18 protein-coding genes and 1 rRNA gene are annotated in these 24731 nt (G+C 56.2%); 7 read left to right on the top strand and 12 right to left on the bottom strand.

Features of this window, described 5'->3' with window-relative positions:
• Positions 1 to 334 precede the first annotated feature (334 nt).
• Positions 335 to 1984, bottom strand: coding sequence for a glucose-6-phosphate isomerase (gene pgi / locus ACOTXI_RS18700; RefSeq protein ID WP_008503422.1), 1650 nt, complete (start codon positions 1982 to 1984; stop codon positions 335 to 337).
• Between the two features lie 374 nt (positions 1985 to 2358).
• On the opposite strand from pgi, the gene lysC reads away from it, so the two are divergent.
• Positions 2359 to 3708, top strand: a complete 1350-nt coding sequence (lysC, locus tag ACOTXI_RS18695) for a lysine-sensitive aspartokinase 3 (protein ID WP_008503421.1) — start codon at positions 2359 to 2361, stop codon at positions 3706 to 3708.
• 41 nt (positions 3709 to 3749) lie between these two features.
• Here the strand turns inward: lysC and ACOTXI_RS18690 are convergent, their stop codons facing one another.
• Genes ACOTXI_RS18690 through ACOTXI_RS18680 form a run of 3 tightly spaced genes read right to left on the bottom strand, consistent with a single transcriptional unit; the run spans position 3750 to position 6901 of the window.
• A complete protein-coding gene (locus tag ACOTXI_RS18690; RefSeq protein WP_058653794.1) occupies positions 3750 to 4538 on the bottom strand; it encodes a nucleotidyltransferase domain-containing protein in 789 nt (262 codons plus the stop codon).
• A 4-nt stretch (positions 4539 to 4542) separates the two neighbouring features.
• Positions 4543 to 5769 carry an RtcB family protein gene (locus ACOTXI_RS18685; RefSeq protein WP_021242724.1) on the bottom strand — a complete coding sequence of 409 codons (1227 nt, stop codon included), beginning with the start codon at positions 5767 to 5769 and terminating at the stop codon, positions 4543 to 4545.
• A 4-nt stretch (positions 5770 to 5773) separates the two neighbouring features.
• Positions 5774 to 6901, bottom strand: coding sequence for a slipin family protein (locus ACOTXI_RS18680; protein ID WP_103786828.1), 1128 nt, complete (start codon positions 6899 to 6901; stop codon positions 5774 to 5776).
• Between the two features lie 441 nt (positions 6902 to 7342).
• On the opposite strand from ACOTXI_RS18680, the gene rtcR reads away from it, so the two are divergent.
• The 3 genes from rtcR (at position 7343) to ACOTXI_RS18665 (ending at position 10290) form a co-directional block, all read left to right on the top strand.
• Positions 7343 to 8917 carry an RNA repair transcriptional activator RtcR gene (gene rtcR / locus ACOTXI_RS18675; RefSeq protein WP_058653793.1) on the top strand — a complete coding sequence of 525 codons (1575 nt, stop codon included), beginning with the start codon at positions 7343 to 7345 and terminating at the stop codon, positions 8915 to 8917.
• A gap of 105 nt (positions 8918 to 9022) precedes the next feature.
• Positions 9023 to 9967, top strand: a complete 945-nt coding sequence (gene panS / locus ACOTXI_RS18670; RefSeq protein ID WP_023293551.1) for a ketopantoate/pantoate/pantothenate transporter PanS — start codon at positions 9023 to 9025, stop codon at positions 9965 to 9967.
• 50 nt (positions 9968 to 10017) lie between these two features.
• Positions 10018 to 10290 carry a DUF3811 domain-containing protein gene (locus tag ACOTXI_RS18665; RefSeq protein ID WP_014830263.1) on the top strand — a complete coding sequence of 91 codons (273 nt, stop codon included), beginning with the start codon at positions 10018 to 10020 and terminating at the stop codon, positions 10288 to 10290.
• Here ACOTXI_RS18665 and rluF read toward each other — a convergent pair whose 3' ends face one another.
• Positions 10291 to 11163 (bottom strand): 23S rRNA pseudouridine(2604) synthase RluF, encoded by an 873-nt coding sequence (gene rluF / locus ACOTXI_RS18660; protein WP_008503414.1) that lies wholly within the window; start codon positions 11161 to 11163, stop codon positions 10291 to 10293.
• Between the two features lie 197 nt (positions 11164 to 11360).
• On the opposite strand from rluF, the gene ACOTXI_RS18655 reads away from it, so the two are divergent.
• Positions 11361 to 11663 (top strand): type II toxin-antitoxin system RelE/ParE family toxin, encoded by a 303-nt coding sequence (locus ACOTXI_RS18655; protein WP_058653792.1) that lies wholly within the window; start codon positions 11361 to 11363, stop codon positions 11661 to 11663.
• Positions 11664 to 11669: 6 nt separating this feature from the next.
• Complete coding sequence (locus ACOTXI_RS18650) at positions 11670 to 11957, top strand: addiction module antidote protein (RefSeq protein WP_021242718.1); 288 nt, start codon at positions 11670 to 11672, stop codon at positions 11955 to 11957.
• Here the strand turns inward: ACOTXI_RS18650 and ACOTXI_RS18645 are convergent.
• Both ACOTXI_RS18645 and metH read right to left on the bottom strand, forming a co-directional pair.
• Entirely contained in the window at positions 11954 to 13585 is a 1632-nt protein-coding gene (locus tag ACOTXI_RS18645; RefSeq protein WP_008503411.1) for a Na/Pi cotransporter family protein, read from the bottom strand. The genes ACOTXI_RS18650 and ACOTXI_RS18645 overlap by 4 nt on opposite strands.
• Positions 13586 to 13802: 217 nt before the next feature.
• Complete coding sequence (metH, locus tag ACOTXI_RS18640) at positions 13803 to 17486, bottom strand: methionine synthase (protein WP_058653791.1); 3684 nt, start codon at positions 17484 to 17486, stop codon at positions 13803 to 13805.
• A gap of 193 nt (positions 17487 to 17679) precedes the next feature.
• Between metH and iclR the strand changes: the two genes are divergently transcribed.
• Positions 17680 to 18510 (top strand): glyoxylate bypass operon transcriptional repressor IclR, encoded by an 831-nt coding sequence (gene iclR, locus ACOTXI_RS18635; RefSeq protein ID WP_023293555.1) that lies wholly within the window; start codon positions 17680 to 17682, stop codon positions 18508 to 18510.
• Positions 18511 to 18547: 37 nt separating this feature from the next.
• Here the strand turns inward: iclR and aceK are convergent, their stop codons facing one another.
• The 5 genes from aceK to rrf form a co-directional block, all read right to left on the bottom strand.
• Positions 18548 to 20284, bottom strand: a complete 1737-nt coding sequence (aceK, locus tag ACOTXI_RS18630; RefSeq protein ID WP_021242715.1) for a bifunctional isocitrate dehydrogenase kinase/phosphatase — start codon at positions 20282 to 20284, stop codon at positions 18548 to 18550.
• 51 nt (positions 20285 to 20335) lie between these two features.
• Entirely contained in the window at positions 20336 to 21640 is a 1305-nt protein-coding gene (gene aceA / locus ACOTXI_RS18625) for an isocitrate lyase (protein WP_058653790.1), read from the bottom strand.
• 31 nt (positions 21641 to 21671) lie between these two features.
• A complete protein-coding gene (gene aceB, locus ACOTXI_RS18620; RefSeq protein WP_058653789.1) occupies positions 21672 to 23273 on the bottom strand; it encodes a malate synthase A in 1602 nt (533 codons plus the stop codon).
• A gap of 270 nt (positions 23274 to 23543) precedes the next feature.
• Positions 23544 to 24473 (bottom strand): homoserine O-acetyltransferase MetA, encoded by a 930-nt coding sequence (gene metA / locus ACOTXI_RS18615; RefSeq protein WP_008503405.1) that lies wholly within the window; start codon positions 24471 to 24473, stop codon positions 23544 to 23546.
• A 175-nt stretch (positions 24474 to 24648) separates the two neighbouring features.
• Positions 24649 to 24731, bottom strand: a 5S ribosomal RNA gene (rrf, locus tag ACOTXI_RS18610); the annotation flags it as partial.

Here is a 24731-nt window from a genome sequence, read left to right as displayed (position 1 = left end):
GCCCGAAAAGAATTTCAGGCGGAATCGAGTATACACAACTCATGCCGTGGGTTTGCCGTAAGGGGAAATAGAGGGTGGGTTTTCAGACTAATGGATAAAATCGAAATGAAAGACAAAGAGGGAAAATATTAAATAACTATAAAACAATAAGTTATAATATTGATATATTAAGTTCCTTCTGCGTATTTTCTTAAAATAAACCGCAGCAATTAACGGGTTAAACGTCTTTTTCAGATTAAACTCAGAACCAGAATTTGCGTTAACTAACAGACATCAGGAATTATCTGATAAAAAAATGCCGGCATTAAGCCGGCACGTTTTCATGGCGTTTTAATTACGCACGCCATGCTTTATAACGGTTGATCAACCCATTGGTCGAGCTGTCATGGCTGGTAATCGCGTTATCGTCACCCAGCTCTGGCAGAATACGGTTTGCCAGCTGTTTACCCAGCTCAACGCCCCACTGGTCAAAGGTGAAGATGTTCAGGATCGCGCCCTGCGTGAAGATTTTGTGCTCGTACAGGGCAATCAGCGCGCCAAGGCTGAACGGCGTGATTTCGCGCAGCAGGATGGAGTTGGTTGGACGGTTGCCTTCGAACACTTTGAACGGCACCACGTGCTCCAGCGTTGCCGGATCTTTACCCTGGTCGCGGTATTCCTGCTCAACCACCTCGCGGGATTTACCGAACGCCAGCGCTTCGGTCTGGGCGAAGAAGTTGGACAGCAGCTTCGGATGGTGGTCGGACAGCGGATTATGGGTGATAGCCGGGGCGATGAAATCGCACGGTACCATTTTGGTGCCCTGGTGAATCAGCTGATAGAACGCGTGCTGACCGTTGGTGCCCGGCTCGCCCCAGATGATTGGGCCAGTCTGGTAATCCACCGCGTTGCCGTTACGGTCCACGTATTTACCGTTGGATTCCATGTTGCCCTGCTGGAAGTAGGCCGCAAAGCGGTGCATGTACTGGTCATACGGCAGGATCGCTTCGGTTTCAGCGCCAAAGAAGTTGTTGTACCAGATACCGATCAGCGCCAGCAGCACCGGCAGGTTTTTCTCTGGTGCGGTGGTGGAGAAGTGTTTGTCCATCGCGTGCGCGCCGGAGAGCAGCTCAACGAAGTTGTCGAAGCCCACGGACAGGATGATAGACAGACCGATTGCAGACCACAGAGAGTAGCGGCCACCGACCCAGTCCCAGAATTCGAACATGTTCGCGGTGTCGATACCGAACTCGCTGACGGCTTTACCGTTGGTGGACAGCGCAGCAAAGTGTTTCGCCACGTGCTTGTTGTCGCCCGCGGTTTTCAGGAACCAGTCGCGCGCGCTGTGGGCGTTGGTCATGGTTTCCTGAGTGGTAAAGGTTTTAGACGCAACCAGGAACAGGGTGGTTTCCGGGTTCACGTTCTTCAGCACTTCGGCGATGTGGGTACCATCGACGTTAGACACAAAGTGCATATTGAGGTGGTTTTTGTACGGGCGCAGCGCTTCGGTCACCATGAACGGGCCGAGGTCAGAACCGCCGATACCGATGTTAACCACGTCGGTGATCGCTTTGCCGGTGTAGCCTTTCCAGCTTCCGGAGATGATCGCTTCGGAGAAGGTTTTCATCTTTTCCAGCACCGCGTTCACTTCCGGCATGACGTCTTTGCCGTCAACGATGATTGGGGTATTGCTACGGTTACGCAGGGCTACGTGCAGCACGGCACGGTCTTCGGTGCGGTTGATCTTCTCACCGGAGAACATGGATTTGATGGCGTCCGCCAGTTCGGTCTCTTTCGCCAGATCCTGCAGTTTTGCCAGCGTCTCTTCGGTAATGCGGTTTTTAGAGAAATCCACCAGCATCAGATCGTCGAAGGTCGCGGAGAACTTGCTGAAACGATCGGCATCTTTCGCGAACAGGTCCGCGATGGTGACGTCTTTCATTTCATCAAAATGTTTCTGGAGTGCCTGCCAGGCAGCGGTCTGCGTTGGGTTGATGTTTTTCATTAGCAATACTCTTCTGATTTGAGAATTGTGACTGCGGTCGATTGTAGCGCCTGCAAATAAAAATTGTGATGGTTTTTATGCCATTGCCCTGGCCTGCATCAAACACAGGTGAAAAGACCCGAAAAGTATAGCTGCTGAAGCGCCCTCCTGGAGCGGAGAAATGTCGGTCAAAATGCCCTAAAACGAAGCATAAAATCTGGCCCTGTTATAAGTCCTGTTTCTCAGGGGTACCCCCCCATAAAAAATCCGCATAATCCCAGCATTGACAGGACCTCCCCCACATTTTATTTATAGGGCCGTATTTTGCGCCTGCACCTGTTTTCGTTTCATTCTTGTGCCATGGTCGCTTATTCATTCCCTGACACGAGGTTGTTATGACGAGTTTTGTGGTCGCCAAGTTTGGCGGCACCAGTGTGGCCGATTACGATGCCATGAACCGCAGCGCCGATGTGGTGCTGGCCGATCCGAATACCCGCCTGGTGGTGCTCTCTGCATCCGCCGGCGTGACGAACCTGCTGGTTTCTCTGTCTGAAGGACTGGAAGCGACAGAACGTTTCGTGAAGCTGGATGCACTGCGCAAAATTCAGTTCGACATCCTTGAGCGTCTGCAGAACCCGAACGTCATCCGCGAGGAAGTGGAACGCCTGCTGGAAAACATCACCACGCTGGCAGAAGCGGCCTCTCTGGCCACCTCCACCGCCCTGACCGATGAGCTGGTCAGCCACGGTGAGCTGATGTCCACCCTGCTGTTTGTGGAAATCATGCGCGAGCGTAACGTTCAGGCGCAGTGGTTTGACGTACGCAAAATCATGCGTACCAGCGACCGCTTTGGCCGCGCCGAGCCGGACGTTGAAGCGCTGGCCGAGCTGACCAATCAGCAGCTGGCCCCGCGCCTGGCAGACGGCATCGTGATCACTCAGGGCTTTATCGGCAGTGAAGCGAAAGGCCGCACGACCACGCTTGGCCGTGGCGGCAGCGACTATACCGCCGCGCTGCTGGGCGAGGCCCTGCATGCTACGCGCGTCGATATCTGGACTGACGTTCCGGGCATTTACACCACCGACCCGCGCGTTGTTTCCGCGGCGAAACGTATTGATGTGATCGCGTTTGAAGAAGCGGCGGAAATGGCCACCTTCGGCGCGAAAGTGCTGCACCCGGCCACGCTGCTGCCTGCCGTGCGCAGCGATATTCCGGTCTTCGTCGGCTCCAGTAAAGATCCAAAAGCGGGCGGCACGCTGGTCTGCAAGAAAACGGAAAACCCGCCGCTGTTCCGCGCCCTGGCCCTGCGCCGTCGCCAGACGCTTGTGACGCTCCACAGCCACAATATGCTGCACTCCCGCGGTTTCCTGGCGGAAGTGTTTGGCATTCTGGCACGCCACAATATCTCCGTGGATCTGATCACCACCTCGGAAGTGAGCATTGCATTGACGCTGGACACCACCGGCTCCACATCAACCGGTGATACCCTGCTGACGCAGTCGCTGCTGATTGAGCTGTCCGAGCTGTGCCGCGTGGAAGTGGAAGAAGACCTGGCGCTAGTTGCTATCATCGGCAACAAGCTGTCGCGCGCCTGCGGCGTGGGCAAAGAGGTGTTTGGCGTGCTCGACCCGTTCAACATCCGCATGATTTGCTACGGTGCGTCCAGCTATAACCTCTGCTTCCTGGTGCCAGCCGATCAGGCTGAGCAGGTGGTGCAGAAACTTCATCAGAATTTGTTTGAATAAGCGCAAGAATGGCCCGGGAGTTTTCACTACCGGGCCATTCTTTAGCTTTTCATTACTGTTCTCATCAGCAGCGAATCCAGATCTTTTAAATTTCCTTCTCTGCTGTCGGGTAGTACAGGCGGCACTTCTCCTCTCACCAGCTCACTTTGCAAAAAAGCGTGGAGTAAGGGCCGTTTAGGACCATATTCCGCTTCACCTGCGCGCTGTTTTATTTCCAGTAATGCATCGATTTCCGCACGTAACGGCGCACACAGTTCGCTCCCGGCAAGCAGTTCGGCAAAACGCATCGGTGGAACGCCTTTCCCCGCTTCTACCCACCGCGCCGCCAGCAAAGGTCGCAGAACGTAAAAGTACTTTTTCAGCCGAACCGTTTCCCCCTGTAAATATCCACGGAAGTTTTTTCGGGCCATCGAGTAGTAATGCCAGCGGGCGCGCAATGGCGAAAACCACGCGGGTATCAGCGCGCGCAACTCGGCCACTACCGTCTCATCCTCCTGATAAACAACGGGGGAATCCAGCCACTCGATAAGCGTCGGGTTTGCCCCCTTCAGCAGGCCCAGTGCCTTGCGCCATTCCCAGCCACAAACGTCCAGTTCGTCATCTATCGGCAGCTCGATCACATCCCGCTGGGCTTCGACGCGCAAATACCATTCTGGGCGGTGAACGTACAAAAACCGCACATCATAATCGCTATCCGGTGAGGCAAATCCCCATCCCCGACTGCCCGATTCACAGGCGTAGAGCACGCGCACGTTATAGCGCTGCTCTATAGCGCGAAGTTGCGCGCAGACACGTGCGCGCATCGCGCTATCAACATCGTTGTTGCTCATTTTTTTATCCTTTTACACACACTACCTGACGCAGGGTGTGAACGATCTCCACCAGCGACGATTGCGCGGCCATCACGGCATCAATGTCTTTATAGGCCATCGGCGTTTCATCGATCACCTCATTGTCTTTGCGACACTCTACGTGAGAGGTCGCCTGAATATGGTCGCTAAGGGTATAGCGTTTTTTTGCCGCCGTTCGGCTCATCACTCGCCCGGCGCCGTGGCTGCAGGAACAGAAGCTTTGCTCGTTGCCGAGGCCACGCACGATGAAGCTCTTTGCGCCCATTGAGCCCGGAATAATCCCCATCTGCCCTTTCTGCGCCGACACCGCACCTTTGCGCGTGATCAGTACCTCTTCCCCAAAGTGATGCTCTTTCTGCACATAGTTGTGATGGCAGTTAACCGCCTCCTGCTGCGTAATAAAGGGCTTTGTCACTTCGCGAGAGAGCGCTGCCAGCACGCGCGACATCATCACTTCCCGATTGTGGCGGGCAAAATCCTGCGCCCACTCCACCGCCTCGATGTAGTCCTCATAGTGACGACTCCCCTCCTGAAAATAGGCCAGATTTTTATCCGGCAGATGTCCCAGGTGATGCTGCATATCCTGCTGTGCCAGGGCGATAAACACATTACCGATGGCGTTTCCTACGCCGCGCGAGCCGCTGTGCAACATCACCCAGACGCGCTGCTGCTCATCGAGGCAAATTTCAATAAAGTGGTTTCCGGTACCCAGCGTGCCCAGATGCTGGTAGTTGTTGGTTTTCAGCAACTGCGGGTATTTATCCGTGAGTTGTTTAAAACGTGGGGCCAGCACCCACCAGCGATCGTCCACTTCTTTCGGTGGCGTTTCCCACGCGCCTTTATCCCGTCGAGAACGGGTATTGGTTCTCCCATGCGGTACTGCCTGTTCAATGGCGCTACGTAAACCGCTGAGATTATCCGGCAAATCACCGGCCACCAGCGACGTGCGAACGGCAATCATCCCGCAGCCAATATCCACGCCAACCGCCGCAGGAATAATTGCCCCTTTGGTCGGAATCACGCTGCCGATGGTTGAGCCTTTACCGAGATGAACGTCGGGCATCACCGCAAGGTGTTTGAAAATAAACGGCATCTTTGCAGTATTCAGTAACTGCGCCTGTGCCTCTGGCTCCACGGGAACGCCGTGAGTCCACATTTTGATCGGGGCGCCGTTTGACGCCGTCAGTAATTCAAAATCATTCTGTTGCATTGCGTTATCCTTTCAGGTTAACAAGGCCGTGTAATACCTGGTCCAGGCCACCAAATACTGAAATTTTGTCGATACGCTCCGCGACCCTTTCCAGGGTTTCCAGCTCTTTTAAACGCAGCGCCACCGGGTTGTTCTCCATCACCTTTGCGGTGTTTAACAGCGATCGTGTCGCCGCCGTTTCTTCACGTCGGCGAATAACATTCGCCTGGGCCGATTTTTCGGCCTCTACCAGACGGGATAAAATCGTTTTCATATCACCAGGTAAAACAATATCTTTTACCCCAAGCGACGCAATTTCCATTCCAAAGGATGACAGGCGGCCTTGCACCTGTTTGCTGCCCACCTCATCAATGATCTGCTTATCTTCCAGTAACTCATCGAGCGTGCGGGTGCCGACCGCCTCACGCAGTGCGAACTGGAGTTCGCGGTACAAATGTTCCAGCGGTTTCGTAAGCTGTCCGCAGGCCTGCAGCACGTCGCTGTAACGCCAGTTAGCCGCCAGGTTCAGGCGCAGGTTAACTTTGTCCTTCGTCAGGATCTCCTGCCCGCTCACTTCCACCACCTGAAGGCGCGTATCCACTATCTCTGCCTCAACCAGATGGTTAATTTTCCAGTAAGCCGTCAGTCCCGGCGGTAACAGTGCCTGAATTTCTCCGTCGATTTTCACCACCCCGACGTGCCAGGCAGGTACCTGTACCACCAGCATCGCGTCGCGCCCCTTTAGCGCGCCATTGCGACGCGGTTGCAGAGCAGCATTCATCACGTCCACCGGTACACGCACGTCGCGGGTATCAATTCTTTGCAGGGTCAACGCCGCATCCTGCTGCCAGTACAGACGACGAGTCGAAGGCGGCACAATTTCCTGCAATACGCCGTTGTTCGATAACACCCCGATTTCATCCGCAGTAAGGTCGACCGCCAGGCAGTAACGTACCACCCAGTCAGGCTGAAAGCGGCGCAGATAATCCGCCAGCGCATCCGGCACCTCGCTGCCATCCTGGCTCACCACCAGCACGTCGTCAGTATTGAACCAACCCAGACGGTGTTCACCCGCCTCCAGTACCCGGTAATAATCGCCAGCTTTTGCTACCAGTCCTAACTGACCTTTTTTTATCGTGATTTTTTTAGCCATTTTATATTCCTTAAAGTCAGGCGCGGGTGCAGGCACGAAATCACAGGGGAATGCCTTTTCGCCTGCGATCCGGCGCCATTACCGGCGACCTTCATTGGGATTGCTGACTGCGCAATCCCCGTTTTTACTTTGATGTTTACAACCAGTTTTCATTGGGAGAATGAATCGGGAATCGAACCCTTCTGTCTGTCATTGGTTGACGGAACGCCCCCGGAAAACAGCCTTGCCGTTCCTGGTGCGCCGACGGGGCCTTAACCCCCAGTGTGCTCAACGTCGTGACGTTATCTGTATTGCCAGAAGCGTGCCAAAAATAAAAATCGCCGTTTTATTTTTTTATTTTATTGATAATTAATGCTTTTTAATTATCACGTTTTTCATGCATTGCCGTTCGGCTCAACATTTCTTATCCTGCTATATCGACAATTATCTTTCTGGATAAACATGAAGAAGCGGAAGGTGGTGATCGGGGTGCTTGGCACCGTGATGGATAAACGGGGAAAGCGGGCTAATCGCTTTCGCAAATGGCGACCGACCGTCGGGCTGTGCCAACAGCCGGATTTCCCGGTCGACAGGCTGGAGCTGCTACATCAACCGCGAGATCTCGGCATGGCTCAGCAACTGGCGGAAGATATTGTGCTGGTTTCCCCCCACACCGAGGTGCGTCCCAGCACGGTAATCATTGAAGACCCGTGGGATTTCGAAGAGGTTTATGCCGCGTTTCTCGATTTCGCCACCCAGTACACTTTTGATACCGATCGCGAAGAGTATTTCGTCCACATCACCACCGGCACGCATGTGGCGCAGATCTGCTGGTTCCTGCTGACGGAAGCACGCTATCTTCCCGCCAGTCTTTTGCAGACTGGCCCTGCCAGAAAAGAAGCCTCTGCTGAGGAGACTGCAGCCGGAACTTACTCAATTATCGACCTGGATTTAAGCCGCTACACGACCCTTACCAACCGTTTTCAGCGCGAGCAGCAGCAGTCAATCTCATTTCTGAAAGCGGGCATTGAGACGCGAAACGCCACCTTTAACAGTCTGATCGACAAGATTGAACGCGTGGCGCTACGTTCTACAGCCCCGATCCTGCTGACCGGCCCCACCGGCGCGGGCAAGTCGTTCCTCGCGAACCGCATTTATCAGCTTAAGCAGTCACGCCATCAGGTTTCCGGCAAACTGGTTTCCGTCAACTGCGCGACCCTGCGCGGTGATAACGCCATGTCCACGCTGTTCGGCCATGTGAAAGGAGCCTTTACCGGCGCACTGTCGGCGCGCAGCGGCCTGCTGCGTGAAGCCGATGGCGGCGTCCTTTTCCTCGACGAGATTGCCGAACTAGGCCTGGATGAACAGGCGATGCTGCTCAAAGCCATTGAAGAGAAAACTTTTTTCCCGTTTGGCTCCGATAAAGAAGTTCACACCGATTTTCAACTTATCGCCGGTACCCACCGTGATATGCGCCAGTGGGTGGCAGAAGGACGTTTTCGTGAAGATCTCTATGCCCGTATTAATATGTGGAGCTTTGCCTTACCCGGCCTTGCCCAACGGAAAGAAGACATCACGCCGAATGTTGACTACGAACTTCAACGTTTCTCTCGCGAAAGCCAGACGCAAATCCGCTTCGATAAAGAGGCACGCGAAGGCTATCTGGCCTTTGCCTGTTCCAGCAGAGCGCTGTGGCGGGGCAACTTTCGCGAACTGAGCGCCAGCGTCGCACGCATGGCGACGCTGGCGGAACGAGGGCGTATTACTCAGGATCTGGTGCTGGAGGAGATCTCACGTCTTCAGACCGACTGGCAAACTGACGTGACGCAGCCTGCAACTGACATGGAGATTGACCTCTTTGACCAGCGGCAACTTGAAACGGTGCTGGAGGTATGTCGCCGCAGCGCATCGTTGTCTGAAGCCGGACGTGAGCTGTTTGCCGTTTCACGGCTCAAAAAAGCCAATCCTAACGACGCCGACCGACTGCGCAAATATCTGGCTCGCTTTAGTCTGAGCTGGGAAAGCATCCGGTCATAATTCATTTGAATATTACTTCCTTACGCGATAAACAATAACTATAGCCGGGCTCGATCCCGGCTTTTTATAACAAATACACGCAACATTCATCGCAAGGAAATCATTATGTTATCCGCTATTACGCGGCTGTTCCCGTTATGGGCGCTGCTGCTCTCCGTACTCGCGTATTACACGCCCACCACGTTCACCGGTATTGGTCCGTGGGTCGCCACGCTGCTGATGCTGATCATGTTCGGTATGGGTGTGCATCTGAAAGTAGACGATTTTAAGCGCGTGTTGTCTCGCCCTGCGCCCGTCGCGGCAGGAATATTCCTCCACTACCTGGTGATGCCGCTTGCAGCGTGGCTGCTGGCGATGGTCTTTAAGATGCCGCCCGACCTCTCCGCCGGGATGGTGCTGGTGGGCAGCGTCGCCAGCGGCACGGCATCCAACGTCATGATCTATCTGGCGAAAGGCGACGTGGCGCTCTCCGTCACTATCTCGTCCGTCTCCACGCTGGTTGGCGTGATTGCCACGCCACTGTTAACCCGCCTGTACGTGGATGCGCATATTCAGGTGGACGTGATGGGGATGCTGCTGAGCATTCTGCAGATTGTAGTAATCCCGATTGCGCTGGGGCTGGTCATTCACCACCTGTTCCCGCGCGTGGTGAAGGCCGTTGAGCCGTACCTGCCCGCGTTTTCGATGGTCTGTATTCTGGCGATCATCAGCGCCGTGGTGGCGGGTTCCGCCTCGCACATAGCTTCCGTAGGCTTTGTGGTGATCGTTGCGGTGGTGCTGCATAACACCATTGGCCTGCTGGGCGGCTACTGGGGCGGTAAACTGTTTGGCTTCGACGAATCGACCTGCCGCACGCTGGCAATCGAGGTAGGGATGCAGAACTCCGGCCTGGCGGCGGCGCTCGGCAAAATCTACTTCTCGCCGCTGGCGGCCCTGCCGGGTGCGCTGTTCTCTGTCTGGCACAACCTCTCCGGCTCGCTGCTGGCGGGCTACTGGTCCGGCAAACCGATTGAGGAACAAACGAAAAAAGATGCGGTGAAACAGGGTTAATTGACTCAGCTTGCTTTACACTGAAGCCTCTCTCTCAGGAGGCTTCAGCAATGGCGACACCACGTTTGACCCAGAAAGACATGACGGAAGCCGAGCAGCGCGAACTGAAAACGCTTCTCGACCGCGCCCGCATCGCGCATGGCCGTACGCTGACCAACGCCGAAACCAATCAGGTGAAAAAAGAGTACATCGATAAACTGATGGCGCAGCGTGACGCCGAGGCGAAAAAAGCCCGCAAGCTGAAAAAGCAGCAGGCTTACAAGCCGGATACTGAAACGACCTTTTCCTGGTCGGCCAATACCTCTACCCGTGGAAGGCGCTAGCTAGCGCCCTTTCTTTTTACGGCCAGGCTGGGTAAATCGCTTCCCGTTGCCCGGTTTGCCGCGTCCTTTCTCTTCCGCCTGCGGTGCCTTCACGACCGGACGTTTAATCGCCTGGGTTTTCGGTTTTGCTTTGGCCTTCGGCTTCGCTTCGGACGAGGAATTCTCGATAAGCTTGAACAGCTCGATCAGTTCGTCATCCGTCAAGTCGCGCCATTCGCCCAGCGGAATGCCGGACAGGCTGACGTTCATGATGCGCGTGCGCTCCAGCTTCGTCACTTCATAACCGAAGTACTCGCACATGCGGCGGATCTGGCGGTTTAAGCCCTGCACCAGGGTAATGCGGAACGCGAACGGCGCTTCTTTCTTCACCTTACACTTTTTCGTGACGGTACCGAGGATCGGCACACCGGCGCCCATGCCGCGAATAAAGTCGTCCGTGACCGGCTTATTCACCGTCACAATGTACTCTTTTTCGTGATCGTTACCGGCACGCAGGATCTTGTTGACCAGATCGCCGTGGTTTGTGAGGAAAATCAGCCCCTGAGAGTCTTTATCCAGACGGCCAATCGGGAAGATACGGCTGCTGTGGTTCACGAAATCAACGATGTTGTCCCGCTCACCGTCTTCCGTGGTGCTGACAATTCCAACCGGTTTGTTCAACGCGATAAACACCAGGTCTTCGGCATCACGCGGTTCGATGAGCTGACCATTCACTTTAACCACGTCGCCAGGCATGACCTGGTCACCAATCGTGGCGCGCTTGCCGTTGAGGAACACATTACCTTGTTCAATGTAACGGTCCGCCTCGCGACGTGAGCAGATCCCGCTCTCGCTAATGTATTTGTTTAATCGGGTTGATTGAGTTGGCAGCATAGTTTCTCCTGTGAAGGGCGAAATATACCTTAGGTATGGACTGGAAAAAAAGATTAGCCGACGGTAACTGAGACGGGTTTTTTAGTTTGCGAGACGCTTTCAGGATTTTGCATCCTGTCATTTACCCATGTGTTCAAGCCTTTTAGTTTTACTCTCCATGGAGAAGTGTTTGTAGTTTATAAATCACAGGGAGTAATATGAAGGAGATTGTTCAGACAGAATCCTTCCGACGCTGGGAGCAAAACTTAAAAGATCGACGAGCGAAGACCATTATCGCTTCCCGCCTCTTTCGGTTGGCAAATGGCTTAGCGGGCGACGTTAAACCCGTGGGAGAAGGTATAAGTGAGCTAAGGATCTACTTTGGTCCGGGCTACAGGATCTATTTTAAAGACCAGGGCAATTACATCATCGTGCTGTTATGTGGTGGTGACAAAAGCAGCCAGGCCAGAGACATACTGATGGCAAAAATGCTGAGCAATGTATCCCAATGGCAGGAGTGAATGAGCATGCATAAATTAACACCTTACGATCCCGCCAACGCGTTGGTGGATGACGAGGAAATCGCCGTGTTTATCGCTGATGCACTAGAAACAGGCGACTCGACATATATCGCTAAAGCCCTTGGTGTTGTCGCGCGAGCCAAAGGCATGTCGAACATTTCACAGCAAACCGGTTTATCACGTGAGCAGCTTTATCGGTCATTCAGTGATAAAGGAAACCCAACGCTCAAAACCACGCTCGCGGTCATGAAAGCATTGGGTTTTGGGCTAACACTCAAACACGCCGGGGATTAATACTCATCCCGCTGGTCATCTTCATCCGGCTGTTCCATCACGCTGTACGCCACCGCACAGAACAACGAGTTAAGGCGCTTCATATCGCCCAGCAGCCCCAGGTGGAGTGAGCTGGTCTCGATACTCTGCACGTTCTGCTGATGCAGGCGCTCAACGTGGGCGTGCGAGTAGCGGCGGTTAAGAATGCGGAAGCGATGCTTGTTGCGGCGCAGGCGGCGCGCGCTCGGCACGTCGCTGGAGAAGAAGACCAGCATCGCCAGCTTGAGGTTGCTGACCAGCTGTTCGTGCAGCGCTTCAAGCTCTTTTAAGCCTTCAACGGAGAACGCCCGGCGGGCGGCCAGCGACTTATCGGCAATCTCGCTGCCCATGCGCTCAACGATATCGGAGGCCTGCTCAAGGTTGAGCGACATCTCAATGATTTCCGCCCAGCGGCGGGACTCCTCCTCCGCCAGCTCGTCCTGCGGCATGCGGGCCAGGTAAAGCTTAATGGCGGTATAGAGCACGTTGATATCGTCCGCCAGTCTGCGCAGCTCTTTCTCCTCTCGCGGCTCGCCGTGCATCACCTTTTGCAGCCCTTCGAGCATGGTTTCCATGGCGTCGCCCATGCGCAGCGTCTCGCGCGCGGCATTCGCCAGCGCCAGCGCCGGGGTGTCCAGCGCGGAGGTATCCAGATGCTTTGGCTTCAGGCGGGCGTCCAGCTCCGGTTCGTCCTGAATGAGTCGCTCGCAGAAGCGAGCCATCGACCCGGCAAAAGGGACCATCGCCAGGCAGCGCACCAGGTTGTAGAACACGTGGAAGTAGATCACCAGCTCCGCCTTCGGCAGCGGGAGGTTATCCATCAGGTTCGCCAGCGGATGGATAAAGGGCAGAATAATCAGGCTGCCCACCAGCTTAAACAGCAGGCTACCGAGCGCCACGCGGCGGGCGGCGGCGTTGGCGGCGCTGTTATTGAGCATCGCCAGCAGGCCAGAGCCGAGGTTGGCACCGATCACCAGGCACAGCGCGACCGGGAAGGAGATCGCCCCGGCGGCAGTGAGCGTGGCCGTCAGCAGCACGGCGGCCAGGCTGGAGTAGCTGACGATGGCAAACACCGCGCCAATCAGCGCGTCCAGCATGATGTCCCCGGTCAGGGAGGCGAAGATGACCTGCACGCCGTTGGCCTCGGTAATCGGGGTGACCGCCTGCACAATCAGCTCCAGCGCCAGCAGAATCAGCCCAAGGCCAATCCCCACGCGTCCAAGCTGGCCCGCCCGCGTCTGTTTGCGGCCGAGGAAGAAGATGACGCCGACAAAAATCAGCAGCGGCGACAGCCAGGAGAGATCGAAGGTCAGGATACGCGCCATCAGCGCGGTACCCACATCAGCCCCCAGCACAATCACCAGCGCCGGGGCCAGCGCCACCAGATCCTGCGCCACAAAGGAGGTGACAAGCAGGGTTGTGGCGTTGCTGCTCTGAACGAGTGCCGTTACGCCAATGCCTGCGCAGAAGGCGAGCGGCTTCTTCTCAACGCTGCTGCTGAGAACGGTACGTAAACGGGCGCCAAATACCCGCATCACGCCGGTACGGACGATATGGGTGCCCCATACGAGCAGTGCGACTGCAGAGAGCAGATGTAACAGGGTCAGCACGGATGGTTTTCCTCCTTATCTTTATCGGTTTTCCTGAGGTTCCCTGCGCGTTGCCATGTCGGATGACGGCGACGCCTTATCCGACCTACGCACAGGCCCGGTAAGCGCACCGCCACCGGGTGCCAGGGATAGAACCTTATTTCAGTATAAGGGGTTAAGCGTAAGAAAGAGACAAGGCACCCATGAGGTGCCCTGTTTGTTGTAAGGAAAAGTGACGTTAGTCTGCGTCGTAGCCTAAATTCGGTGCCAGCCAGCGCTCTACTTCTGACACGCTCATGCCTTTGCGCAGGGCGTAATCTTCAATCTGATCGCGCTGAAGCTGCGCCACGGCGAAGTACTTGCTGTCCGGGTGGCTGAAGTACCAGCCGGAGACGGACGCGCCCGGCCACATGGCGTACGACTCGGTGAGCTTCATCCCGGTATGGGCTTCGACGTCCAGCAGTTGCCAGATCGTGCCCTTTTCGGTGTGTTCCGGGCAGGCCGGGTAGCCCGGCGCCGGACGAATCCCCTGGTAGTTTTCGCGGATCAGCTCCTCGTTGCTGAGGTTTTCGTTCGCCGCGTAGCCCCAGTGCACCTTACGCACGCGCTCGTGCAGGTACTCGGCGAAGGCTTCCGCCAGGCGGTCGGCGATCGCTTTCACCATGATTTTATTGTAATCATCGTGCTGCGCTTCGAACGCGTCCGCCAGCGCATCTTCTTCCAGACCGCCGGTTACCGCAAAGGCGCCAATATAGTCGGCTTTACCGCTCAGCTTCGGCGCGACAAAATCGGCCAGGCAGTAGTTGGCAAAGCCCACTTTCTCGGTTTGCTGGCGCAGATGGCGGCTGACTGCCAGCACGTGAGTGCGGGTTTCATCGCGGTAAATTTCGATGTCGTCACCCACGCGGTTGGCCGGGAACAGTCCCACCACGCCGCGTGGGTTGAGGGTTTTCTCCGCGCTTAGCCTGTCGAGCATGTCGTTGGCATCGTTAAACAGGCGTTTCGCCTCCTCGCCCACCACCTCATCTTCCAGAATGCGCGGATATTTGCCCGCGAGCGACCAGGTCATAAAGAACGGCGTCCAGTCGATGTAGTTGCGCAGCGTTTCGATGCTGGCACTGACCTCCTGAACGCCCAGGCGATGCGCGACCGGCGGCGTATAGCTCGACCAGTCAAACGCCAGATCGTTATCGCGCGCCGCCTGGAGTGAAACTGGCGGGGTGCGCGGTTTCTTGCGCCCGTGCTGGATGCGAACGGTTTCGTACTCTTTGCGGGTGCGCTCAACAAACTCGTCGCGCTGGGTGTCAGAGAGCAGCGCGGAGACCACGCCCACCGTGCGCGAGGCGTTCTGCACGTAGACCGTCGGCCCGCTGTAGTTCTGCTCGATTTTCACCGCCGTGTGCGCCTTGGAGGTGGTCGCGCCGCCAATCAGCAGCGGAATGGTGAAGCCCTGACGCTCCATCTCCTTCGCCACGTTAACCATCTCGTCCAGCGACGGGGTGATCAGCCCGGAGAGGCCAATCAGGTCGGCATTCACTTCGCGCGCGGTCTTGAGGATTTTATCCGCCGGGACCATCACGCCAAGGTCGATAATCTCGTAGTTATTGCACTGCAGCACCACGCCGACGATGTTCTTGCCGATGTCGTGCACGTCGCCCTTCACGGTGGCGATGACCATTTTGCCGTTGCTGGAGCCTTTCTCTTTGCTGGCCTCGATAAACGGCTCCAGGTACGCCACGGCCTGCTTCATCACGCGCGCGGATTTCACCACCTGCGGCAGGAACATTTTGCCCTCGCCGAACAGATCGCCCACCACGTTCATGCCGTCCATCAGCGGCCCTTCGATCACTTCAATCGGGCGGGCTGACTGCTGACGCGCCTCTTCGGTGTCCTGCTCGATAAACTCGGTGATGCCTTTTACCAGCGAATATTCCAGACGTTTTTTCACGTCCCAGGCGCGCCACTCGGCCTGCTGAACGTTGGCTGCGTCATCCGACTTGCTGCCGCGGTATTTTTCTGCCAGGTCAAGAAGCCGCTCCGTGGCGTCGTCGCGGCGGTTGAGGATCACGTCTTCCACCGCGTCGCGCAGCTCGGCGGGCAGGTCGTCGTAAATCGCCAGCTGGCCGGCGTTAACGATCCCCATGTCCATCCCGTTGCGGATGGCGTAGTAGAGGAACACGGCGTGGATCGCTTCGCGCACCGGGTCGTTGCCGCGGAACGAGAACGAGACGTTCGACACGCCGCCGGAGATGAGGGCATGCGGCAGCTCGCGTTTGATGTCCTCGCACGCGCCGATAAAGTCCTGGGCGTAGTTGTTGTGCTCTTCGATGCCGGTCGCCACGGCGAAGATGTTCGGGTCAAAGATGATGTCTTCCGGCGGGAAGCCTACCTCTTCGGTCAGTATTTTGTACGCGCGGCGGCAAATCTCAATTTTACGCGCGCGGGTGTCGGCCTGGCCCACTTCGTCAAAGGCCATGACCACCACGGCGGCACCGTAGCGGCGGACCTGCTTCGCGTGGTGGATGAAGACATCCACGCCCTCTTTCATCGAGATGGAGTTGACGATGCCTTTACCCTGAATGCACTTCAGCCCCTTCTCGATCACCTCCCATTTGGAGGAGTCGATCATGATCGGCACGCGGGCGATGTCCGGCTCACCGGCGATCAGGTTGAGGAAACGCACCATCGCCGCCTCGGCGTCGAGCATCCCCTCATCCATGTTGATATCGATAATCTGCGCGCCGCTTTCCACCTGCTGGCGGGCAACGTCCAGCGCTTCGCTGTACTTCTCCTCTTTGATCAGACGCTTGAACTTCGCGGAGCCGGTGACGTTTGTACGCTCACCCACGTTCACAAACAGGCTGTCTTCGCCGATGGTTAACGGCTCAAGGCCGGAGAGGCGACAGGCAACCGGCAGCTCGGGCAGCTTGCGCGGCGGCAGTCCGGCCACGGCGTTGCTCATGGCGGCGATGTGCTCCGGCGTGGTGCCGCAGCAGCCGCCGACGATGTTCAGAAATCCAGACTCGGCCCACTCGCGGATTTGTGCCGCCATGGTGTCGGCATCCAGATCGTATTCACCGAAGGCGTTCGGCAGACCGGCGTTCGGGTGCGCGGTAACGTAGCATTCCGCAATGCGCGACAGCTCCTGCACGTACTGGCGCAGCTCGTCCGGGCCCAGCGCGCAGTTCAGGCCGAAGGAGAGCGCGTCGGCGTGGCGCAGGGAGTTATAAAACGCTTCGGTGGTCTGGCCGGACAGGGTACGGCCGGAGGCATCGGTGATGGTGCCGGAAATCATGATCGGCAGGTCAACGCCCAGCGCCTCGAACTCCTCTTTCACCGCGTAAATCGCGGCCTTGGCGTTGAGAGTGTCGAATACCGTTTCAATCAGGATCAGATCGGAACCGCCTTCCACCAGCGCTCTGGTCGATTCACGGTAGGCAACAACCAGCTGGTCAAAGGTGATATTACGAAACGCCGGGTCGTTGACGTCCGGTGAAATCGACGCAGTGCGGTTGGTTGGGCCAAGCACCCCGGCAACGTAGCGCGGCTTTTCCGGCGTGCGGGCCGTCCACTCGTCGGCGCAGGCGCGCGCAAGCTTTGCGGCTTCAAAGTTGATCTCCGCCGACAGGGATTCCATCTGGTAATCCGCCATGGCGATGGTTGTCGAGTTAAAAGTGTTGGTTTCAACGATATCCGCACCCGCTTCGAAGTAGGCATTGTGGATATCCTTGATCACGGACGGCTTGCTGAGCACCAGCAGGTCGTTGTTCCCTTTCAGGTCGCAGGGCCAGTCGGCGAAGCGTTCGCCGCGGAAATCGTCTTCGCTCAGGCGATAACCCTGGATCATGGTGCCCATGCCGCCGTCCAGCACCAGAATTCGTTCATTTAACTGCGCACGCAGTTGCTCTACTTTGCTGCTCACACTTGCTCCCGACAACGCTCAACAAGGCCAAAAGGCTGCGTTCCATACTGGCACAATCTCGCAGGGTGGAAAAGTCGCTCAGCGGTAACATGAGACATGTTCACTATCACTCCTCCGATCAGTCAGGATAACGGTTGCAAATTCACCAAATAAAACGAAAATGATTTCCACGATACAGAAAAAGGAGATCGTCATGGTCGCGACCGTTCCCGCTAAACGCGGCAGAAAACCTGCTGCCACCACCGCTGCCGCACAACAGGGTGGACAGGTTCAATCGCTCACGCGCGGTCTGAAGCTGCTGGAGTGGATAGCCGAGTCGCACAGCAGCGTGGCCCTGACGGAGCTGGCCCAGCAGGCTGGCCTGCCGAACTCCACGACGCACCGCCTGCTGACCACCATGCAGCAGCTGGGCTTTGTCCGCCAGGTAGGCGAGCTGGGGCACTGGGCGGTGGGCGCGCATGCGTTTATCGTGGGCAGCAGCTTCCTGCAGAGCCGTAACCTGCTGGCGATTGTGCACCCGATTCTGCGCAAATTGATGGAAGAGTCGGGCGAGACCGTGAATCTGGCCGTGCTCGACCAGAGCGACCATCAGGCGATTATCATCGACCAGGTGCAATGCACGCAGCTGATGCGCATGTCCGCGCCGATTGGCGGCAAGCTGCCGATGCATGCCTCAGGGGCGGGTAAAGCGTTCCTCTCGCAGCTGACCGAGGAGCAGGTGACGGGGCTGCTGCACCGTAAAGGACTGCATGCTTATACCCACGCCACGCTGGTTTCGCCGGTGCATCTGAAAGAAGACCTGGCCCTGACCCGCAAGCGCGGCTATTCGTTTGACGACGAGGAGCACGCCCTCGGCCTGCGCTGTATCGCAGCCTGCATTTTTGACGAGCACCGCGAGCCGTTTGCCGCCATCTCTATTTCCGGGCCGATTTCACGTATGACCGACGATCGGGTCACTGAGTTGGGTGCGCTGGTGATTAAGGCGGCGAAAGAGGTCACGCTGGCGTACGGTGGGATTCGTTAAGCATGCATTGCCGGGTGGCGGCTTCGCCTTACCCGGCCTACATGATGCCCTCTGAAAACCGGATGCAAAACCGCTGCTTACGGCGGTAAGCGTACACATCTTCCACGTGCCCGTTTTTGATCCGCGTTTGCAGTCCCCGCCAGTAGCTGGCGCGGAACAGATCGGCATGCATCTCTTCGAATAGCGGCCCGATGCGCGGATCGGCGCAGAGCCAGTGGCGAAACTCTTCGGGAAACACATCGCCCGGCGAAACGCTGTACCACGGCTCGCTGGAAAGCTCATCTTCCGGGTAGCGGGGCGGTGGGATATCGCGGAAGTTCACCTCGGTCATGTAGCAAATTTCGTCGTAATCGTAGAACACTACCCGTCCGTGACGGGTGACGCCGAAGTTTTTGAACAGCATATCGCCCGGGAAGATATTGGCGGCGGCAAGCTGGCGAATCGCGTTGCCGTACTCTTCAATCGCATCTCTTAAAGCCTGACCGTCGGACTGCTCCAGCCAGATATTCAGCGGCACCATGCGTCGTTCAATGTAGAGATGGCTGATCGCGATTTTGTCGCCAAGATCGGTGATTTTGGCGGGTGCTTCCTGCAGTAAAAGCGCCATGAGCGCCGGATCGATCTGCTGCTTATCCAGCACAAAGTTTTCGAATTCCTGAGTATCCGCCATGCGCCCGACGCGGTCGTGCTCCTTAACCAGCTGGTAGCAGGCGCGGACGTGCGCGGCGGTCATCTCTTTCTGCGGCGCGAATCTGTCCTTAATCACCTTAAAGACCCGGTCGAAGCCCGGCAGCGTAAACACCAGCATCACCATGCCGCGAATGCCTGGCGCTTCGATGAACTGCTCATCGGCCGTGGTGACATAGCGCAGGTACTCCCGGTAGCTTTCCGTTTTGGCGTGCTTCTGGCAACCAATGGCCATATACAGCTCGGCGGTGGTTTTACCCGGCAGGATCTCGCGCAGCCATTCCACCAGCGCGGCGGGCAGCGGAGCGTACACCATAAAATAGGAACGGGCGAAGCCAAACACGATGCTGGCCTCGGCGCTGGTAGTCAGGCAGGTATCAACAAACAGTTCCCCGTCGTCGGTACGATGAATGGGCAGCAGAAACGGCACAATAGCCGTCGGCGTAACCAGTTTGCCCACCAGCCAGGCGGCTTTATTGCGGTAGAAAAGCTCGTTGGCCACCTGCAAATGGCTGTGGCTGAGCACCTCCGCGCCGAATGCTTCTTTGAGATGGGCGTGGATATACCCGATATCCCGGGCTTTATTCTCCCAGGGCAGACGCAGCGGCAAATCCGTCAGCACGCGGTGCAGGAGCTTTTCCCATCCGTGCTCGGGAAAGAAATCTTTCGCCAGCGGACGCGGAATGGTACGAAAGCGCCGTTCAGGCTGGGAGCTGAAGATAAATAACCGCTCAGGAGATAATGAGCGGTGGTCAAATAACCGGCAATAGACGGAGTTGAAAAAACTCTCCGCAATCTCGAAGCGCGGGTAGTCGGGTAACAGATGGGTGTAATGCTCTTTTACGCGCAGTAAAAATTCCGCGTCCGGACTTTTACCGTCGGTAATACAGCGCAGCTGCTCCACCACCAGACCCACGTGGTGGTCATAAAGATGGATACGCTGCTTCATGGCCTGCTGAACCGCATGCCAGTCTGCATGCTCAAAGCGCTGCTGGGCGCCGGAGGTCACTTCAAGAAAACGACCATACTGGGCATCGAAGCCCTGCAAAATAGTTTGGGCAATCAGTAATTCCAGGCCACGCGACATATATTCCCCCTCACCACCAACCCTCTCCCCAGGGGGGAGAGGGGGAAAAGATTAGAACTGTGCTTCTTCCGTTGAACCCGTTAAGGCGGTGACGGAGGAGGTGCCGCCCTGAATAATCGTGGTCACATTATCAAAGTAGCCGGTGCCCACCTCCTGCTGGTGTGAGACGAAGGTGTAACCATCTTTCCCCGCCGCAAATTCCGGCTGCTGCACCTTCTCAACGTAGTGCTTCATGCCCTCACCCTGCGCATAGGCGTGCGCCAGGTCGAACATGTTGAACCACATGCTGTGGATGCCTGCCAGCGTAATGAACTGGTATTTGTAGCCCATGTTGGACAGCTGCTGCTGGAAGCTAGCGATGGTTTTGTCATCCAGCTTTTTCTGCCAGTTGAAGGACGGCGAGCAGTTGTAGGCCAGCAGTTTGCCCGGGTACTTCGCATGAATGGCGTCGGCAAAGCGTTTTGCCAGCGCCAGATCCGGCGTGGAGGTTTCACACCAGACCAGATCCGCGTACGGCGCGTACGCCAGACCACGGCTGATCGCCTGCTCAATGCCCGCATGGGTGCGATAGAATCCTTCGCTGGTGCGCTCGCCGGTGATGAACTCGCTGTCGTACGGATCGCAGTCAGAGGTGATCAGGTCAGCCGCGTCCGCATCGGTACGGGCAATGACCAGCGTTGGCACGCCGAGCACGTCAGCAGCCAGACGCGCGGCAACCAGCTTCTGCACCGCTTCCTGTGTAGGAACCAGCACCTTACCGCCCATGTGTCCGCACTTCTTCACTGACGCCAGCTGATCTTCGAAGTGAACGGCCGCTGCACCGGCTTCAATCATCGATTTCATCAGCTCAAAGGCGTTCAGCACGCCGCCGAAGCCCGCTTCCGCATCCGCGACGATCGGCAGGAAGTAGTCAATAAAGCGCGGATCGTTTGGCTCAATACCCGCCGCCCACTGGATCTGATCCGCACGGCGGAAGGTGTTGTTGATCCGATCCACGACCGACGGCACGGAGTTAGCCGGATAGAGCGACTGATCCGGGTACATGCTGGAGGCCAGGTTGGCGTCCGCCGCGACCTGCCAGCCGGAGAGGTAAATCGCCTCAATACCGGCCTTCGCCTGCTGCAGCGCCTGACCGCCGGTCAGCGCACCGAGGCTGTTGATGTAGCCTTTTTTGGCACCACCATGCAGCAGCTTCCACATTTTCGCGGCGCCATTTTGCGCCAGCGTGCATTCCGGATTGACCGAGCCGCGTAATTTCACCACGTCTTCCGCGCTGTACGGGCGGCGGATGCCTTCCCAGCGCGGTTGAGTCCACTCTTTCTTTAATTCTTCGATTTGTTGGGTACGGGTTTTCATGTGCAGATGCTCCATATTGTTATGTGGTGAGTTACGCCAGGAAGCGGTAGCCCGGCAGGGTCAGGAAGTCGATTAAGTCATCTGATGTGGTGATTTGCTCCATCAGGCGCGCAGCGTCGTCAAAACGCCCGCTGCTGAAGCGGTGTTCGCCCAGCTCGTCCTGGATCACCCGCATCTCTTCGGCCAGCATCTGGCGGAACAGGGTCTTGGTCACCGGTTTGCCGTTGCTGAGCGTTTTTTGATGGTGGATCCACTGCCAGATAGAGGTACGTGAGATCTCCGCCGTCGCAGCATCTTCCATCAGGCCGTAGATCGGCACGCAGCCGTTGCCGGAGATCCACGCTTCGATGTACTGCACCGCGACGCGAATGTTGGCCCGCATCCCCTCTTCCGTCCGTTCGCCCGCGCACGGCGCCAGCAGCTGTTCTTCTGCGATTGGTGCATCGTCTTCACGGGTGACAAACAGCTGGTTTTTGTTGTCGCCGAGCACGCGGTTAAAGACCTCCATCGCCGTATCGGCCAAACCCGGATGGGCGATCCACGTCCCGTCGTGACCGTTACGGGCTTCAAGCTCTTTATCGGCTTTCACCTTGTTGAGCACCTGATTGTTGCGCTCTGCGTCTTTGCTTGGGATAAAAGCCGCCATGCCGCCCATCGCAAAGGCGCCGCGCTTGTGGCAGGTTTTGATCAGCAGACGCGAATAGGCGCTCAGGAACGGTTTGTCCATGGTGACAACCTGACGATCGGGGAGCACGCGATCGGGATAATTTTTCAGGGTTTTGATATAGCTGAAAATATAGTCCCAGCGTCCGCAGTTCAGACCGACAATGTGGTCGCGCAGCGCATGCAGGATTTCATGCATCTGGAATACGGCGGGCAGCGTTTCAATCAGCAGGGTGGCTTTGATGGTGCCGCGCGGCAGGTTGAAACGATCTTCCGCATAGCTGAAGACCTCGCCCCACCAGGCTGCTTCCTGCCAGGCCTGCGTTTTAGGCAGGTAGAAATACGGGCCGCTGCCTTTCGCCAGCAGGGCTTTGTAGTTGTGGAAGAAATAGAGTGCAAAATCAAACAGGCTTCCTGGAATGGCTTCTCCACGCCAGGTGACATGTTTTTCGGGCAGGTGCAGGCCGCGCACGCGACAGATCAGCACCGCCGGGTTCGGTTTGAGCTGGTATATTTTGCCGGCTTCATTGGTATAGCTGATGGTGCCGTTTACGGCGTCGCGCAGGTTGATTTGCCCCTCGATGACCTTACGCCAGTCCGGTGCCAGCGAGTCTTCAAAATCGGCCATAAAGACTTTAACGTTCGCGTTCATGGCGTTGATCACCATTTTGCGTTCTACCGGACCGGTGATCTCAACGCGACGATCCTGTAAATCTTCAGGGATGCCGCGGATTTTCCACTCGCCACGACGAATGGAAGCAGTTTCCGAAATAAAACCAGGCAACTTGCCGTTATCAATTTCCTGCTGCTGATGAATACGTGCCGCCAGCAGCTTATTGCGCTGCGGCGTAAAGCGGGTCACCAGTTCAGTCAGAAATTCTACCGCTTCTGCCGTTAATACTTGCTGTTCTTGCTCGCCATACGGCTGGGTAAAGGCCAGTTCATCGACCGTCGTTGCCTGTTGAGTCATTACTCTGCTCCTCATCAAAGATCCAAAATCACGCTCCCGATGCGAACGAAAGATCGTTGGGTAGTTTTCGCTCAGCAGAATTAAGACTATCTCTATTTTTTCTAAAATCAAAAACAATTTCCATTTTAATTATTAATTATGATTAATTGATTGATTTCATTGAGATTAAAGTTGGATCGAACGGTGAGTGGCATTTCGGAAATAAAAAAGGCACCCGAAGGTGCCTGATTTGAATAGCTGAAACGCTTTAGGATCGTTTAGTGCAGACGATTACTCCAGCGTTGGATTCATGTGACGCAGATCGTATGGTGTTATCTGGTAGACGTAATAGTTGAGCCAGTTAGTAAAAAGCAAATTCCCGTGGCTGCGCCAGGTCGCTCTCGGTTTGTTTTGCGGATCGTCTTTCGGGAAATAGTTGTACGGGACATCCGGGTTCAGACCCGCTTCGACATCACGGAAATACTCTGACGCCAGGGTGTGCGGATCGTACTCAGGATGTCCGGTCACAAAGGCAATGCGCTTATCTTTACTGGCAAACAGGTAAGCGTCCCCATCTTCCGTTTCGGCCAGGATCTCCAGATCGGTGTAATCACGAATCAGCTGGGCCGGGAAGTCAGCGTAGCGAGAATGCGGAGCCAGGAAAGAATCATCAAACCCGCGCGTCAGCAACGCATGGGGATGGAGAATATGGTGTTCGTATACGCCGGAGAGCTTTTCAGTGCGGGTTTGCTTGGGGATGCCATACAGAATATTCAGTGCGGCTTGTACCGCCCAACAGACAAACAGCGTGGACGTGACGTGATCTTTTGCCCATTCCAGCACCTGTTTGATCTGCGGCCAGTAAGCGACATCGTTAAATTCCACCAGGCCCAGCGGCGCGCCGGTCACAATCAGTCCGTCGAAGTTTTCACCCTGAATGTCATCAAAGTTGCAGTAGAAGTTGTTCAGGTGCTCAGAAGGCGTATTGCGTGACTCACGAGCGTCGATCCGAAGCAGTTGAATATCAACCTGCAGCGGGGAGTTCGACAGCAGACGCAGGAACTGGTTTTCTGTTTCGATCTTTTTTGGCATCAGATTGAGAATAAGCACCTTCAGCGGGCGAATTTCCTGACCTGTCGCACGTGAAGTCGTCATCACAAAGACATTTTCTTCACGCAAGAAATTGACGGCTGGTAGCTCGTCCTGCACCCGAATCGGCATAGCTTTATATCCTCACAGCATACGTATAAACGTTTAGACATCCAGACAGCTAACGATACCCAGAAATGATCGGAATGTCGAGTCTGCAAGGCGAAGGTGAGAAAGTTTCAGGGAGAGGAAGAAATACAAAAGCAAAAAACCCCGCACCTTTCGGTACGGGGTTCTTCTAATTGATGCCTGGCAGTTCCCTACTCTCACATGGGGAGACCCCACACTACCATCGGCGCTACGGCGTTTCACTTCTGAGTTCGGCATGGG

It is taken from the genome of Enterobacter cloacae complex sp. BZL2005 (assembly GCF_049238885.1).
Taxonomy (GTDB): Bacteria; Pseudomonadota; Gammaproteobacteria; order Enterobacterales; family Enterobacteriaceae; genus Enterobacter; species Enterobacter roggenkampii.
This window is presented reverse-complemented; position numbering and strand designations above follow the sequence as displayed.